The sequence below is a fragment of the Allobosea sp. P4_C6 genome (genome assembly GCF_056402015.1).
Window position 1 is genome coordinate 24,382 of record NZ_JBFUIF010000026.1, and the last position, 15,353, is coordinate 39,734.

The 15,353-nt window shown below is 66.7% G+C and carries 13 protein-coding genes; 10 read left to right on the forward strand and 3 right to left on the reverse strand.

What is annotated here, in order from left to right:
* The first annotated feature begins 10 nt into the window (after nt 1-10).
* Together glgB and malQ are read left to right on the forward strand one after the other, a co-directional pair.
* Nucleotides 11-2,227, forward strand: a complete 2,217-nt coding sequence (glgB, locus tag AC1DVA_RS18310) for a 1,4-alpha-glucan branching protein GlgB (RefSeq protein ID WP_476806822.1) — start codon at nt 11-13, stop codon at nt 2,225-2,227.
* 15 nt (nt 2,228-2,242) lie between these two features.
* Nucleotides 2,243-4,291 (forward strand): 4-alpha-glucanotransferase, encoded by a 2,049-nt coding sequence (gene malQ / locus AC1DVA_RS18315; RefSeq protein WP_476806823.1) that lies wholly within the window; start codon nt 2,243-2,245, stop codon nt 4,289-4,291.
* Nucleotides 4,292-4,405: 114 nt separating this feature from the next.
* Here malQ and AC1DVA_RS18320 read toward each other — a convergent pair whose 3' ends face one another.
* Together AC1DVA_RS18320 and AC1DVA_RS18325 are read right to left on the reverse strand one after the other, a co-directional pair.
* Nucleotides 4,406-5,431, reverse strand: coding sequence for an ABC transporter substrate-binding protein (locus AC1DVA_RS18320; RefSeq protein ID WP_476806824.1), 1,026 nt, complete (start codon nt 5,429-5,431; stop codon nt 4,406-4,408).
* A 177-nt stretch (nt 5,432-5,608) separates the two neighbouring features.
* A complete protein-coding gene (locus tag AC1DVA_RS18325; protein WP_476806825.1) occupies nt 5,609-6,274 on the reverse strand; it encodes a TetR/AcrR family transcriptional regulator in 666 nt (221 codons plus the stop codon).
* 132 nt (nt 6,275-6,406) lie between these two features.
* Here AC1DVA_RS18325 and AC1DVA_RS18330 point away from each other — a divergent pair, with 132 nt between their 5' ends.
* The 4 genes from AC1DVA_RS18330 to AC1DVA_RS18345 are packed head-to-tail and all read left to right on the forward strand — an operon-like array spanning nt 6,407 to nt 10,429.
* Nucleotides 6,407-7,189 carry a cyclase family protein gene (locus tag AC1DVA_RS18330; RefSeq protein ID WP_476806826.1) on the forward strand — a complete coding sequence of 261 codons (783 nt, stop codon included), beginning with the start codon at nt 6,407-6,409 and terminating at the stop codon, nt 7,187-7,189.
* Nucleotides 7,190-7,212: 23 nt separating this feature from the next.
* Nucleotides 7,213-8,139, forward strand: coding sequence for a 3,5-dioxohexanoate:acetyl-CoA acetone transferase (gene kce / locus AC1DVA_RS18335; protein WP_476806827.1), 927 nt, complete (start codon nt 7,213-7,215; stop codon nt 8,137-8,139).
* A gap of 8 nt (nt 8,140-8,147) precedes the next feature.
* Entirely contained in the window at nt 8,148-9,167 is a 1,020-nt protein-coding gene (locus AC1DVA_RS18340) for an SMP-30/gluconolactonase/LRE family protein (protein WP_476806828.1), read from the forward strand.
* A 53-nt stretch (nt 9,168-9,220) separates the two neighbouring features.
* A complete protein-coding gene (locus AC1DVA_RS18345) occupies nt 9,221-10,429 on the forward strand; it encodes an ABC transporter substrate-binding protein (RefSeq protein WP_476806829.1) in 1,209 nt (402 codons plus the stop codon).
* Between the two features lie 43 nt (nt 10,430-10,472).
* Here AC1DVA_RS18345 and AC1DVA_RS18350 read toward each other — a convergent pair whose 3' ends face one another.
* On the reverse strand, nt 10,473-11,483 hold the full coding sequence (locus AC1DVA_RS18350; protein ID WP_265052689.1) for a LysR substrate-binding domain-containing protein: 1,011 nt from the start codon (nt 11,481-11,483) through the stop codon (nt 10,473-10,475).
* A gap of 158 nt (nt 11,484-11,641) precedes the next feature.
* On the opposite strand from AC1DVA_RS18350, the gene AC1DVA_RS18355 reads away from it, so the two are divergent.
* The 4 genes from AC1DVA_RS18355 to AC1DVA_RS18370 are packed head-to-tail and all read left to right on the forward strand — an operon-like array spanning nt 11,642 to nt 15,316.
* On the forward strand, nt 11,642-12,223 hold the full coding sequence (locus tag AC1DVA_RS18355; protein ID WP_265052688.1) for a VOC family protein: 582 nt from the start codon (nt 11,642-11,644) through the stop codon (nt 12,221-12,223).
* Nucleotides 12,224-12,247: 24 nt separating this feature from the next.
* Nucleotides 12,248-12,670, forward strand: coding sequence for a nuclear transport factor 2 family protein (locus AC1DVA_RS18360; RefSeq protein WP_265052687.1), 423 nt, complete (start codon nt 12,248-12,250; stop codon nt 12,668-12,670).
* 59 nt (nt 12,671-12,729) lie between these two features.
* Entirely contained in the window at nt 12,730-13,614 is an 885-nt protein-coding gene (locus tag AC1DVA_RS18365; RefSeq protein ID WP_265052686.1) for a fumarylacetoacetate hydrolase family protein, read from the forward strand.
* Nucleotides 13,615-13,654: 40 nt separating this feature from the next.
* A complete protein-coding gene (locus AC1DVA_RS18370) occupies nt 13,655-15,316 on the forward strand; it encodes an FAD-dependent monooxygenase (protein ID WP_265052685.1) in 1,662 nt (553 codons plus the stop codon).
* The last annotated feature ends 37 nt before the right edge of the window (nt 15,317-15,353 follow it).

A 15,353-nucleotide genomic window follows, 5' to 3' on the forward strand; every position in this document is an offset into this window, starting at 1 on the left:
AGGGCGACTGATGCGCCAGACTTTGCCTCCCCTGCCCAGCTTGTCCTTGCATGAGGTCGATCTCCTCGAGCAGGCGCGGCATCCCGACCCCTTCGCCGTGCTCGGCCGACACGCCTTCGAGGGCGGCCATTTCGTGCGGGCCTTCCTGCCCGGCACCAATTATGTCGAGCTCGTCACCGGAGAGGGCGACGACCGCAAATCCGTCGCCATGATCGGCCTGGGCAACAGCATATTCCAGGCCATCGCGCCGGCTGACGAGCCCTATCGGCTCCGGATTTCCTGGCCGGACGGCATCGTCGAGGCGGCCGATCCCTACGCCTTCGGCCTGCTGCTCTCGGAGGAGGACATCTACCTCTTCGCCGAGGGACGGCATTTCGATCTGTCGACCCGGCTCGGCGCCAATCCGCGCAGCTTCGACGGCGTCGACGGCGTTCTCTTCGCCGTCTGGGCGCCGAACGCCTCTCATGTCTCGGTCGTCGGCGACTTCAACGGCTGGGATGCCCGCCGTCACGCGATGCGCCGTCGCCTCGGCCCCGGCATCTGGGAACTGTTCATCCCGGGCATCGGCCCCGGCGCTGTCTACAAATATGCGATCACCGGCTCCCATGGCGAACAGCTGCCCTGGAAGGCCGATCCGCTCGGCCGGCGGCACGAGCTTCCGCCGCGCACCGGCTCGATCGTCGCAGCGGCACCCGCATTCACCTGGACAGACGCCGAATGGCTGAAGCATCGCGAGAACGCCACTCCGATGAACGAGCCGCTTGCGGCCTATGAGGTCCATGTCGGCTCATGGCTGCGGACGGAATGGGGCCAGCTCGGCAGCTGGGACGAAGCGACGGACAGGCTGATCCCCTATCTGCAGTATATGGGCTTCACCCATGTCGAATTGCTGCCGATCACGGAGCACCCGTTCGGGGGCTCATGGGGCTACCAGCCGCTCGGGCTGTTCGCGCCGACCGCCCGGCTCGGCTCTGCGGAGGACTTCGCCCGCTTCGTCGATCGCTGCCACGCCGCCGGCATCGGGGTGATCCTGGATTGGGTGCCGGCGCATTTCCCGTCTGACGATCACGGCATTGCCCGCTTCGACGGCACCGCGCTCTATGAGCACGAGGACCCGCGACAGGGCTTCCACCGCGACTGGAACACGCTGATCTACAATGTCGGCCGGCGTGAGGTGCGCGGCTTCCTGATCGCCTCGGCGCTGTGGTGGCTCGAAACCTTCCATCTTGATGGACTGCGCGTCGATGCGGTGGCGTCGATGCTCTATCGCGACTACAGCCGCCTGCCCGGCGAATGGGTGCCCAACCATCTCGGCGGGCGCGAGAATTTCGAGGCGATCTCGTTCTTCCAGGAGCTCAACACGCTGGTCGGCGCTCGCAGCCGCGGGGCCATCACCATCGCCGAGGAATCGACGGCATGGCCCGGCGTGACCTCTCCCGTCCACCATGGCGGGCTCGGGTTCCACTTCAAATGGAACATGGGCTGGATGCACGATACCCTGCGCTATTTCGCGCGCGATCCGATCCATCGCGGCTTTCACGGCGACGACGTCACCTTCGGGCTGATCTACGCCTTCTCCGAGAACTTCGTGCTGCCGATCTCCCATGACGAGGTCGTGCACGGCAAAGGATCGCTGCTCGGCCGCATGCCCGGCGACGATTGGCAGCGCTTCGCGAATTTGCGCCTCTGCCTTGCGCTGATGTGGACGCATCCGGGCAAGAAGCTGCTCTTCATGGGTTGCGAGTTCGGCCAGGAAGACGAGTGGAACGTCGATGCTCCCTTCCCCTGGCCCGCCGATGACGACGTCCGGCGTCGCGGTGCGATGCAGCTGATGCGCGATCTCAATGCGCTCTATCGCGCGACCCCGGCGCTCTATCGCCTGGACCACAGCCCCGATGGCTTCGACTGGGTCATCGCGGACGACAACGTCAACGCCATCTTCGCCTTCGCGCGATCTGCCGGGGACGATCGGCCGCCCCTGCTCGTCGTCTCGAACATGACGCCGGTCCCGCGCCACGATTATCGCGTCGGCGTCCCCGCTTCAGGCCTTTGGGCGGAACGGCTCAACAGCGACGCGGCCGCCTATGGCGGCTCGGACCTGGGCAATGGCGGGCAGGTTGTGGCTGAGCCCGTGGCCGCGCATGGGCAGACGCAATCATTGTCATTGACCCTGCCCCCGCTGTCTCTGGTCGTGCTGGAACATGCCGGCCCGGCGCGCAAGATCTGAGCTTCGGAGCGAGCGATGACCGACGACATCCTGCGCCAGCTCGCCATGCGCGCCGGCATCGCGCCCGAATGGACCGACCAGACCGGCACGCTGCGCCAGGTCTCGCCGGACAGCCTGCGCGCCATCCTGCTGGCGCTTGGTCTGCCCACGGCTGGCGACGAGGCCCTGCGCAACTCGCTCGCTGCCATCGAAGCCAACCCGCTCTCGGGTTCGGCGAGTTTCGTGACCGCCCGTGTCGGCCGACCGGTCGACCTGCCGGTGGCAGGCGAAGCCGGCATGACTGTCGAGACGGTTCGGGAGGACGGAACGCGCCGCACCGTCACGGCCGACAGATCGGGAGATCGCCTGTCCCTGCCCGCCTTCGACGAGCCGGGCTACCACAGCATCCAGCTCGACAGCGGGACCATCACAGTTGCGGTCGCCCCGGCGCGCTGCATCACCTTCCCGGATCTGTCGGGCGGGCGCGCCGGCTGGGGGCTGGCCGCCCAGATCTATTCCCTGCGCAGCGACAATGACGGCGGCATCGGCAATTTCGCTGGGGTTGCCGCGCTCGGGCGCGCCGCAGCCGCCCAGGGCGCCGACACCTTGGCGATCAGCCCCGTCCACGCGCTCTACGGCGCCCTGCCCGCCCAGTTCAGCCCCTACTCCCCTTCGACACGGCTCTTCTACAACCCTCTTCATGCCGATCCCGTCGCGGCGCTGCCGGACGGCCTGATCCGCGATGTCATCGCGCGCCAAGGACTCGCGGAGGAGATGGAGCGGCTCTCCGGCCTCAGTCAGATCGACTGGCTTGCCGCGACCCCACTGAAACAGCGCTTCCTGCGGGGCCTGTTCGACGGGCTGCTCGGCACGGATGGCGGCAGTGAGCCCCGCGCGGCCTTTCAGCGCTTTGCTGACGAGGCCTCCCCCTTGCTGCGCTCTCACGCGATCTTCGAGGTGCTGCACGCAGCAGAGCTGGCGCGCGACCCGACATTGCGGAGCTGGCGCGATTGGCTCCCGGGCTATCGCGACCCCGACGGTGCCGAGGTCGGTGCGTTCGCCGGGGCCCATGCGAGCGATGTGAACTATCATATCTTCCTGCAATGGCTCACGAGCTGCTCCTACGCGGGAGCCCAGCGCGCGTGCCGGGATGCCGGCATGATGGTCGGTCTCATCGCCGATCTGGCCATCGGCATGGACGGGTCCGGCAGCCATGCCTGGAGCCGGCAGGACGAGATCCTGCACGGGCTCAGCATCGGCGCCCCGCCCGACTACTACGCCGCCGACGGCCAGAACTGGGCCTTGACCACCTTCTCCCCGCGCGGCCTCGCGGCAAGCGGCTACGCGCCTTTCATCGAAACCCTGCGCGCGAGCCTGCGCCATGTCGGCGGTATCCGCATCGACCACGTCATGGGCATGAGCCGCCTCTGGCTCATCCCCGAAGGTGCGGGCGCACTCGACGGCGCCTATGTCAGCTTTCCCTCGGAAACGCTGTTCCGGCTCATCGCGCTCGAATCCTGGCGGCACCGTGCCATCGTCATCGGCGAGGATCTGGGCACCCTGCCCTACGGCTTCCGCGACTATCTGCGCGAGCAGGGCGTCGCCGGCCTGCGCGTATTGCGGTTCGAGCGCACCGAGCGCGGCTATGTCCGGCCGTGGGACTGGGATCCACAGGCGGTCGCGTTGACGAGCACTCATGATCTCGTGYCGACCGCAGGCTGGTGGGCAGGCTCGGATATCGATCCGGCCGATGGCGCCGAACCGGAAAATGCCCGCGCCTGGGAGCGCGGCGTGCTTTGGGGCGCCTTTCAGGATGCCGGTTTGGCCGAGGGCGAGCGCCCTGCTCCCGATGACACCGCTCCGGTGGTGGACGCGGCGATCCGCTATATCGCCGCGACGCCCTGCACGCTGAAGATCGTGCCGATAGAGGATGCGCTCGGCCTGCGCGTGCAGCCCAACGTCCCCGGCACGACGATCGAGAAGCCCAATTGGCGCCACCGGCTGGATGGCGATGCCGGGAATCTGCTCGACGACGAAGGCGTGCGCCGCAGGCTCGCCCTGCTCGGCCCTGCCCAATCCGCTTGAGGCGGAAAACGGAGGCCAGCTATCCGGGCGCTCAGCGTTGCGCCTGTGACGCTGGTAGCTGATCGATAGCGTTGCGTAGCGCCACCCTATCCAGCCCGTTTTGAGGCGCGCCGCTCAGCGCGCTGCGGTCCGCACGCCGCGTTCGTAGAGAGCCTGATCGAACAGGCCGTCGAGCGCCGGGGCCTGGGGGAAGTCGCCGAGTTCCACCTGATAGGCGAGCAGCTCCTCGGTTGCCCCGCGAATCCTGCCGGGGTCGTTGACGAAGCTCACTGCCGGCGAGGTCAGGGCTCGCGCGATCGTGCCCTCCTCGACCAGGCCGCCGCCGAGAACGGCGAGCACGAGCGGCGCCGCCTTGGCCGGCTCGCTGCGAATCTGCTCGGTCGCTCGATGGAAGAGGCCGACGAAACGCTCGGCCAGATCGGGCCGGTTCTTGAGGAGGTCGCCCGATGCCGCGACGACGACACCTGGAATGTTCGGGAACATGTCCGGCGAATTGACGATGCGCTTGATGCGCGGGTCCCGCTCGGAAACAAGCGTGACCGAAGGCTCGAGCAGCGTGCCGCCATCGATGGCGCCCGTCAGCATGGCCTGTTGCACCACCTCGATGCCCATATTGGCGATCTCGACGTCGGATCGCTCGACCTTGCCGACTTTCCAGAGCCAATGGTGAAGGGCGACCGTCGGCACGCCGCCGGGCGGCAGTGTGCCCAACTTGGCCTTGCGGCCCGTCGCAGCCTTGAAGGCGGCAAAGGCCTTGGCCGGGTCGTTGCCATTTTCGGCGAAGGCCTTGGCCAGGGTGGGACCCGCCATGAAGGCGGCACCGCCGACGGCAGCGGCAGTGATGATCGCGGTGTCGAGTCCGCGGGCGCGGGCGACGGCCACCGGAGCGACGCCGATGACCAGGATGTCGATCGTCCCGGAGGCGAAGGCCTGGATGGCGTTCGGGCCGGAGTCGAACTTGCTGAGCTTGAGGTCGAGGCCGGCATCTCGTGCCGATCCGTCTCCTGCGACGACGAACAGGGCGCTCGCTCCGATGACCGGCACATAGCCGATGCGCAGCGTCGTGCTTTGAGCGAAGCCCTGACCGATCCCGGCCACGGTACCGGCCGCCAGAGCCAGCAGAGTTCTGCGGTCGATCATATCAAGCTCCGTTCGGCCGCATGACAGACGCGGCCGAGCGGCGTTATGGCACTGCTCGGATAGAAAATACCTTCGAATTTCTGCTTGGAGAGAGATTGAAGCCTGCGTTCTGCAGTCGTGCGATGGGCAATCCATCTCTGCGGATCATAATCGGTTTCGCCGGGTCGCCGAAGGCAATCAGGCCCCGGCCGATCCGCCGTTCCTTCTCGCCAGCAACCCGACAATTCCGGCAGCGCAGAATGTGATGAGATGTTCGAGCAATAGCTCGGTGTTCTCGCCTGGGGGGGCATCACGGCGCTCCTGATCGAGCCGTGCGGCGCGGTCGCCGGACGCCATCGTCATGACCAGCGCTCCAACCATGAAAAGATAGGCATCGACGCGGCAAGCGGGGGATGAACCCGGGTAGAGCCGCGCAAATGCCGCCAGGAAATCGCTGGCCGTGGGGTCGAAATGCTCGGCCAATACACCGCGCGCGGCCTCGCGCGGATCGACCGCCTCGCGGGCCGTCAGCTGCGCGAACGCCGCCCCTTGAACGCCTTCCGCGAAACGCTGGCGCACGGAAGGGCCCATGAAGGCTTCGACCACCGCACGGATATCAGGCGCGGACACGGCCATCGCCACGCCGAGCGCCGTGCCGCGTGCCAGGGCCAGCGCATCCGCCCGGCGGGCGAAGACGGCCCGATACAGCGCCTCCTTCGAGCCGAAGTAATAGCTCAGCTGCGAAAGCCGGACGTCAGCCGCGGCCGCGAGATCCCGCATCGAAGCGCCATCGGCGCCGCCACGTTCCGCGAATGTCCGCTCCGCAGCGTCGAGAATGCGCTCGCGCGTCGACGCCCCTGACATCGAATCCCTTTCCTTCGCAACGCCTCCGCGCTGCGCGATTTCCTCTTACCAGAAAGCGCATCTTACGCTATTGGTCGGACGTTCGTCCAAATTATGCCGAGAAAAGCACATCGGGACGGGAAGGAAACCAGCATGATGCCGACCGGGCGCCTCGTCGATCTCTCGATCCCGCTCGAAAACGATGTGCCTGCCGATCCGCCTTTCCAGAAGGTCAGGATCGACTACCGCACCCATGAGGGCACCGCGAAGGACATCGCTGCGGCTTTTCCCGGCCTGAAGCCTGAGCAACTCCCGGACGCTATGGGCTGGGCCGTCGAGCTTGCGACGATCTCGACGCATAACGGCACCCATGTCGACGCGCCCTGGCATTATCACCCGACGCAGGATGGCGGCGCCCCTGCCCTGAAGATCGACGAATGCCCGCTGGAGTGGTTCCTGCAGCCGGGCGTGAAGCTCGATTTCCGCCATCTTCCGGATGGTCACGTCGTCACCCCCGCCCAGATCGATGCCGAGCTGGAGCGGATCGGCCATCGCCTCAGCCCGCTCGAAATCGTGGTGGTCAACACCCGCGCCGGAAGCCGCTACGGACAGGCCGATTATATCGACTCCGGCTGCGGCTTCGGCCGCGAGGCCACGCTGCATCTCGTCCGTCAAGGGATCAAGGTCGTCGGCACCGATGGCTGGAGTTGGGATGCCCCGTTCAGCCATACCGCCCGGCGTTTCGCCGAGACGGGCGACGCCTCGCTGATCTGGGAGGGCCATAAGGCCGGGCGCGAGGCCGGCTACTGCCAGATCGAGAAGCTGCATAATCTCGAAGCGCTGCCGGCAACCGGCTTCATGGTCAGTTGCCTGCCGGTGAAGGTCCGCAACGGGTCCGCCGGCTGGACACGCGCCGTCGCCATCCTGCCCGCCTGAAACGAAAAGCAAGGGAGACGCCCATGAGCAAGGTCATCATCACCTGCGCCGTCACCGGCGGCATCCATACGCCGACCATGTCCGAGCATCTGCCGATCACGCCCGACCAGATCGCGGAACAGGCCATCGCCGCCGCCGAAGCCGGCGCGGCCATCCTGCATCTGCACGCCCGCGACCCCAAGGACGGCCGCCCGACGCCGGACCCCGCCGTGTTCATGGAGTTTCTGCCGCGCATCAAGCAGGCGACGGACGCGGTGGTGAACATCACCACCGGCGRCGGCCTGACCATGACGGTGGATGAGCGCCTCGCGGCGCCGCTCAAGGCCGCGCCCGAGATGTGCTCGCTCAACATGGGCTCGATGAATTTCGCGCTGCACCCGCTGGCGGAGAAGTACAGCGACTGGAAACACCCCTGGGAACAGCCCTATCTCGCCGGCACCAAGGACTTCATCTTCCGCAACACCTTCGGCGATATCGAGCGCATCTACAAATTGCTCGGCGAGGGGCACGGCACCAAGTTCGAGCACGAGTGCTACGATGTCGGCCACCTCTACAATCTCGCGCATTGCCTCGATCGCGGCTGGTTCAAGCCCCCGGTCTTCCTGCAGTTGATCTTCGGCATTTTGGGCGGCATCGGTGCCGACCCTGAGAATCTGATGTTCATGAAGCGCACTGCCGACAAGCTGTTCGGCAAGGACTATCACTGGTCTGTTCTTGCGGCTGGCCGTCATCAGATGGCGTTCTGCACGCAGGCCGCGATGATGGGCGGCAATGTCCGCGTCGGCCTGGAGGACAGCCTGTTCATCGGCAGGGGCAAGCTCGCCACCTCCAATGCCGAGCAGGTCGCCAAGATCCGCCGCATCGTCGAAGAACTCGGCTACGAGATCGCCACCCCGGAGGAGGCCCGCGCCACGCTCGGCCTCAAGGGCGGCGACCGAGTGAATTTCTGAGGCCACCGATGTCGCGCAGCCCCAATCCGCTCGATGGCTTCACGGTCGATCCTGCGGCGATCCGCTATGTCGGCGAAGGCCTGCAACGGCCAGAATGCATCCTCGCGGAGCGCGACGGCTCGCTATGGAGCGCCGATGCGCGCGGTGGCGTGGTGCATATCCGGCCCGACGGCACGCAGCGCCTGATTACCCAGACGGCCAGCCGCCGCTTCACCGACGCGGCTGACGAGGAAGCGCGCTTCGTTTCCGGTACGCTGCCGAACGGCCTCGCCTTCGCGGGCAATGGCGACATCCTCATCTCCAATTTCGGCACGGACCGTCTGGAATTGATGACGCGCGGCGGCGAGACCCGCGTGCTGGTCGACACCATCGACGGGCAGCCCATCGGCAAGGTCAATTTTGTGCTGCGCGACAGCCGCGACCGCGTCTGGATGACGATCTCGACGCGGACGCAGAACTGGATGCGGGCGATGAGCCCGACCATCCGCGACGGCTATATCGCCCTTTATGATGGCGGACGCCTGCGGATCGTCGCCGACGGCTTCGCCTTCACCAACGAGATCAGGCTCGATGCCCGCGAGGAGTGGCTCTATGTCGCCGAGACCTGCGCCTGCCGGGTGACGCGGCTGCGCGTCCAGCCCGATGGCAGCCTGACTGACCGCGAGACCTTTGGTCCCAGCGATCACGGCGCCTTCATCGACGGCATCGCCTTCGATGCTCACGGCAATCTCTGGGGCACCCATGTGATGGTCGACCGGATCTTTGCGATCACGCCCGACGGCGATCTGCGCATCCTGCTCGACGACGACCGCGGCAGCGAGGCCGGCAAGGCGCTGATGGCCGCCTTTGCCCGCGACGAAGTGACCTCCGAGCTGATGCTCGCCTGCGGCGGCACGATCGCACCCTGGTTCGCCAGCATCACCTTCGGCGGCCCCGATCTCGGGACGGCCTATGTCGGCAGTCTGCGGGCCTCGCGCATTCCGTATTTCCGCTCACCCGTCGCCGGGCTGCCCATGGCGCATTGGTAGTCGCCGCGACATCACGCACCGCATCGCAATCAAAAAAGGACCTGGGAGGGACCATGAAACGCTTCATCGCAGCATTGGCCGGCGTATCCGCGCTGTGCCTCGCCGGCGCGGCCCGCGCCGAGATTTCGGGGGGCTCCGTCAAGATCGGCGTGCTCACCGACATGTCCGGCGTCTACTCGGACATCACCGGCAAGGGCTCCATCGTCGCAACGCAGATGGCCGTCGATGACTGCATGAAGGCCGAATGCGCCGGCATGAAGATCGAGGTTGTCTCGGCCGACCATCAGAACAAGCCCGATATCGGCTCGACCATCGCACGCGAATGGATCGACCGGCAGGGTGTCGACGTCCTCGCCGACATGTCGAACGCCTCGCTGCAGCTCGCGATTCCGCCGCTGCTCAAGGACAAGAACCGGGTCGGCCTGTTCCCCGGCGGCACGGCGCGCCTCACCGGCGATGCCTGCCAGCCCGACCATATCGTGCAGTGGTTGTGGGACACCTACGTCCAGGTCGCCGGTGTCGCGAACTACCTGACCAAGCCCGGAACCAAATGGTTCCTCGTCACGGCCGACTATGCGCTGGGCCACCAGCTCGAGGCCGACGCGAAGACTCTGGTGACAGCCAAGGGCGGCACCTATGTCGGGTCGATCCGGCACGCCTTCCCTGCGGTGGATCTCTCGTCGCAGTTGCTGACCGCGCAGGGCTCAGGCGCGGATTTCATCGCGCTCGCCAACGCCGGAGGCGACACGGTCGCGGGCATCAAGACCGCCCGCGATTTCGGCATCGGGCAGGACAAGCAGAAGCTCGTCGCCTTCTTTCTCACCGCGATGGACGTCAAGAGCGTCGGCCTCGCCTCGGCGCAGGGCACCGTGCTGACCGAAGGCTTCTACTGGAACCTCGACGAGCGCACCCGCGCCTTTTCCGAGCGCTTCAAGGCCGCGCATGGCGCCGTGCCGTCGGCGATCCAGGCCGGCATCTATTCGTCGGTCCGGCACTATCTGAAGGCTGTCGCCGCCGCGAAGTCCGACGAGGCGAAGACCGTGATCGCCAAGATGCGCGAGCTGCCGATCGAGGACGACGTCGTGCGCAACGCCAAGCTGCGCGCGGACGGCCGCATGGTCCATGACTTCTACGTCTTCCGCGCCAAGCAGCCCTCGGAGTCGAAAAGCGAGTGGGATCTCTACGATGTCCTCGCGACCATTCCGGGCGACCAGGCGTTCCGGCCGTTGAGCGAAAGCGCCTGCCCGGCTCTCAAGCGCTGAAGCCGGAAAACAAGTTGCATCATGGAGTTACAGCCGAATTCGATCAGATTGATTCAACCTGATCGGATCCGGCTTTAGAACGACCGGCCGGCGTCGCCTTACCGCCGGCCGTCACGACGTTCTGCAGTTGGGGTTCCGGCGGAGGGCGGCTACCGGGCGTTGCGAGCCGCGACTTCGCCCGCCGCATCAGATCGAGAAGATAAAGCGCCGCCGGCGTCAACGGCAGATCGGCCCGGCGCACGACAACGAGCGCCGGCGCGGTCAGCTCCTCCACGATCTTGATCGTGGTCAGGGCTTGCCCGGTCATCTCGAAATCCTGCCACTGGCTCGGCACCATCGCCAGCAGGTCGCTATTGGCGAGGCATGTCAGCAAGGTGAGCGCGGACTGGCTACGCACCGCCAGATGCGGCGCCGGCAGCTCGTGGCCGGCGAAGAATGCGTTGATCTCGGCGCTGTCATCCGCCGTGATCGACGTCGTGACCCAGTCCTGTCCGACGAGGTCGCGCAACGACGTCGCGCCCGCGAGCGGATGCCCTGCCCGGCAGAGCACGACGCGGCGGTTCTGGAAGAGCACTTCGAGGCTGAGTTCAGGCACGGCCTGCGCCCCGCCCTCCGGGCCGATGTAGAAATCGACCGAGCCGTCCCGCAGTCGCGTTTCGAGGGTGGGATAGAAGCCCTCGATGATATGCAGCTTGATGTTCGGGTAGCGCGCCCGGAAGGGCCGCAGGCTCGACGGCAGCAGCGCGAGATGCGCAGCGATCGAAAGGCCGACCGTCACGGTGCCCGTGCCGGCTCCGCGCAGCTGCTCCATCTCCTCGCGCGTGCGGCGAATCTCCGACAGGATCGAGCGAGCACGGGCGATGAAGGCCTGGCCGAAGGGCGTGCAGACGACGCCGCGGGCGCGCCGCTCAAACAATGGCGCCCCCAATTCACGCTCGAGCATGGCGAGGCTGCGCGTCAGCGCGGGCTGCGCGATCCGCAAATGGCGGGAGGCCGCCCTGACACTGCCACGCTCGGCGATCGCGACGACTTCCTCGAAGTGATGAAGCTTCATGATCCGGCCTCCCGCCGAGCGCACCGAAGCGATATCAAACTGCTATCGCTCCGGCATTATTGTCATCTATTCAGGTATATGCCCGTCCGCTAGCTCTGTTCCACCGAAAACGCAGGCGCCGCGCCCTCACGGGAAGAATGGCGCCGCAGGAGGAACGCATGGACATCATCAAGCCCGCCTTCCATCACGTCACGTTCAAGACCAGCCGCCTCGCGGAGATGGTCGCTTGGTACGGCCGGGTGGTCGGCTCCACGCCGAATTTCCAGGATGCGAACAATGCCTGGACGACCAATGACGCAGCCAATCACCGCGTAGCCTTTCTGTCAGCGCCGGGTCTCGGCGACGATCCCGACAAGCGCAGCCATAACGGCATGCACCACAGCGCGTTCGAATATGAGAGCTTCGCCGACCTGATGTCGTCCTATGCCCGGCTGCGTGACGAGGGCATCCTGCCGGCCTTCTGCCTCGACCATGGCATGACGATCTCGATCTACTATCGCGATCCCGAGGGCAATTTCGTCGAGCTGCAATGCGACAGCTATGGCGACTGGGCGCAATCCAGCGAATGGATGCGAACGTCGCCGGATTTCAGGGAAAACCCGATCGGGACTTTCTTCGACCCCGAACGCGTCTACCAAGCCCATAAGGGCGGGGCCGGCTTCGAAGCGCTGCACACGGGCATGCGCAAGGGGGACTACGAACCGGCCGGTGCGCCGCCCGATCTCGGCCTGCCGATTTGACGGCAAGGCGGAGGTTCGTCAGCGATGACAGCCCGACTGAACCCTGAGGATCGCGCGGCGATCGAGGATCTGATCCAGCGCCATGCCTGGCTGATCGACCATGGCGAGTCGGATCGCATCGGCGAGCTGTTCACCACGGATGCCGCGCTCTATGGCGTCGGCCCCGACAAGGTCGGGCGCGCGGCCATCGCCGCCTGGGGCGCGGAGCGCGCGGCCATGCGCGAGAGGCGCTCGCGGCACGTCCAGAGCAACATCCTGATCGAGGCCGTTTCGCCCGACACCGCGCGCGGCTTCGTCGTGCTGACGCTCTATCGCCATGACGGCGCCGGGCCGGGCTCGGCCACGCCCTTCCTGATCTGCGAATACGCCGACCGCTACCGCAAGGAGCCGGATGGGGAATGGCGCTTCGCGGAGCGGCGCCTGTCCGTGCTGTTCGGCCAAGCCTGACATCGATCGGAGCCGGCTGGATAGCTGGCACCTGAGCTCAATCCGAAGGAGTGCCTTCAATGCGTCTCGCCACCATCTCCCGCAACGGCAAGGCCCGGCTGGCGGCCTATCGCGGCCAGGATCTCGTCGATCTCTCGGCGGTCGGCACCGGCCTGCCGGAAAGCATGCTCGCCTTCATCGAGGGCGGGCCTGCGGCACGGGCCGCCGTCGCCGCCGCGCTCGACAAGGCCCCGGCCTCTGCAGTGCTCGACCCGGAGCGGGCGACCTTCCTGCCGGTGTTGCCGCGTCCGGGCAAGATCATCTGCGTCGGCCTGAACTATGCCGATCATTCGGCGGAGAGCGGCTTCAAGCAGCCGGACTATCCGACGCTCTTCGGCCGCTTCTCGACGACGCTGATCGGTCATCGGGCGCCGATGATCCGGCCGAACCTCTCGGACCAGCTCGACTATGAGGGCGAGATCGCGGCGGTGATCGGCCGGCACGGCAAGCATGTGCCGAAGGCCGCCGCGCTCGATCTCGTCGCCGGCTACGCCGTCTTCAACGAAGGCTCGGTGCGCGAGTACCAGTTCAAGTCGCCGCAATGGACGGTCGGCAAGAATTTCGACGGCACCGGCGCCTTCGGCCCGGCGCTGGTCACTGCGGACGAACTGCCTCCGGGCGCGAAGGGGCTGAAGCTCGAAACCCGCCTCAACGGCCAGACCGTCCAAAGCGCCTCGACCGACACCATGGTCTTCGATGTCGCGAGCCTGATCGCGATCATCAGCGAGGCGATCACGCTGGAACCGGGCGATGTCATCGTCACCGGCACGCCTGCCGGCGTCGGCGGTGCGCGCAAGCCGCCGCTCTTCATGAAGCCCGGCGATGTCTGCGAGGTCGAGGTCGAGGGCATCGGCCTGCTGGTCAATCCCATTGCTCAGGAAGCAGCCGCACAGACCGCCGCGTGACCGGGCGGGCATCGTTGAGCAAGACGGAAGGGGACATGCGGTGAAGGACAGCGGCAACGAGATCGACGTGCTGATCGCCGGCGCCGGCCCTGTGGGGCTAGCCGCCGCCATCGAACTCGGCAGCCGCGGCGTGCGCTGCCTCGTGGTGGAGCGCAACGACCGGGTCGGCTACGCGCCGCGCGCAAAGACGACGAATGTCCGCACCCGCGAGCATCTGCGCCGCTGGGGCATCGCCGACAGGCTGCGCGAGGTCTCGCCGATCCCGCGCGACTATCCCTCCAACGTCGTCTTCGCCACGCGGATGACCGGGCCCAGGCTCGCGCGCTTCGAGAACGCGCTGAACGGCAGCCCGGCGCGCAACGACCTCTATTCGGAATCCGCCCAGTGGGTGCCGCAATATGTGCTGGAGGAGGTGCTGCGCGAGCATGCGGCCTCGCTGCCGGGCGTGAGCATCAGCTTCAGCACCGAACTCGCCTCCTTCAAGCAGGATGGCGGCGGCGTCACCAGTGAACTCAAGGACCTTTCGACGGGCAAGGTCGAGCAGGTCAGGAGCGCCTACCTCATCGGCGCCGACGGCGCGCGCAGCCTGGTGCGCGACGCCATCGGCGCGACGATGACCGGCGACAGGGCCTATTCGCGCAACTACAACATCATCTTCCGCGCTCCCGACCTCGCCAGCTGCCATGCGCATGGCGAGGCGATCATGTACTGGATGATCAACGAGGAGCTGCCCTCGCTGCTCGGGCCGATGGATGGGCAGGGCCTGTGGTTCTTCATGGTCACCAAGCTCGCCAACGACATCGATCCGGCGAGCGTCGACCCCGTCGCCCTGATCCGCCAGGGCACCGGCCTGCACGACCTCGAGATCGAGATCGTCGGCAAGGACCCCTGGGTCGCGCACAAGCTGGTTGCCGATCGTTACGAGGAGGGGCGCGTCTTCCTCGCTGGCGACGCCTGCCATCTCCACCCGCCCTTCGGCGGCTTCGGCATGAACATGGGCATCGGCGATGCGGTCGATCTCGGCTGGAAGCTCGCCGCCGCGCTCCAGGGCTGGGGCGGGCCTGAACTGCTGGCGAGCTACGAGGCGGAGCGGCGCCAGGTGCATGAACGCACCATCGCGGAAGCGGTGATCAATTACGGCGTGCTCGGCAATCAGCTCGTCCGGCCGGGGCTGGAAGATCCCGGGCCGCTCGGCGAGGCGACGCGCCGCGAGGTCGGCGAGATCATCGAGGCGACCAAGCTGCGCGAATTCAGGACGCTCGGCATCGTGCTGGGCTCGCGTTACGCGGATTCGCCGGTCATCGTACCGGATGGCAGCGAGCCGCCGCCGGAGCATTTCATGCTCTATGTGCCCTCGGCCCATCCCGGCTGCCTCGCGCCGCATCTGTGGCTGAACGACGGCTCGTCGCTCTACGACAATTTCGGCTCCGGCTTCACGCTGCTCGTCACGGCGGGCGAGACGCAGCAGGCGGCAGGCTTCGCAGCAGTGGCCGAGCACCTCGGAATCCCGCTGACGGTTCTCGCTCCGGGGGACCGGCGCTTGCCTGCGCGTTACGCTGCGCGGTTCGCGCTGATCCGGCCGGACCAGCACGTCGCCTGGCGCAGCGACGCCCTGCCGGCGGATGCGGCGGAACTGCTCGCACGCGTCACCGGGGCCATCGAAAAGGGAGCGGTCGCACCGGTATCTGCCACGGCCGCATAGAAGACCAACGACAAAACAATCGGGGAGGAAACGATGA

What these genes read in the sequence shown, in the direction of transcription:
- glgB (WP_476806822.1), top strand. Translation starts at nt 11, where the DNA reads ATGCGCCAGACTTTGCCTCCCCTGCCCAGCTTGTCCTTGCATGAGGTC.
- AC1DVA_RS18320 (WP_476806824.1), bottom strand. Translation starts at nt 5,431, where the DNA reads ATGATCGACCGCAGAACTCTGCTGGCTCTGGCGGCCGGTACCGTGGCC.
- AC1DVA_RS18325 (WP_476806825.1), bottom strand. Translation starts at nt 6,274, where the DNA reads ATGTCAGGGGCGTCGACGCGCGAGCGCATTCTCGACGCTGCGGAGCGG.
- AC1DVA_RS18330 (WP_476806826.1), top strand. Translation starts at nt 6,407, where the DNA reads ATGATGCCGACCGGGCGCCTCGTCGATCTCTCGATCCCGCTCGAAAAC.
- AC1DVA_RS18340 (WP_476806828.1), top strand. Translation starts at nt 8,148, where the DNA reads ATGTCGCGCAGCCCCAATCCGCTCGATGGCTTCACGGTCGATCCTGCG.
- AC1DVA_RS18345 (WP_476806829.1), top strand. Translation starts at nt 9,221, where the DNA reads ATGAAACGCTTCATCGCAGCATTGGCCGGCGTATCCGCGCTGTGCCTC.
- AC1DVA_RS18350 (WP_265052689.1), bottom strand. Translation starts at nt 11,483, where the DNA reads ATGAAGCTTCATCACTTCGAGGAAGTCGTCGCGATCGCCGAGCGTGGC.
- AC1DVA_RS18355 (WP_265052688.1), top strand. Translation starts at nt 11,642, where the DNA reads ATGGACATCATCAAGCCCGCCTTCCATCACGTCACGTTCAAGACCAGC.
- AC1DVA_RS18360 (WP_265052687.1), top strand. Translation starts at nt 12,248, where the DNA reads ATGACAGCCCGACTGAACCCTGAGGATCGCGCGGCGATCGAGGATCTG.
- AC1DVA_RS18365 (WP_265052686.1), top strand. Translation starts at nt 12,730, where the DNA reads ATGCGTCTCGCCACCATCTCCCGCAACGGCAAGGCCCGGCTGGCGGCC.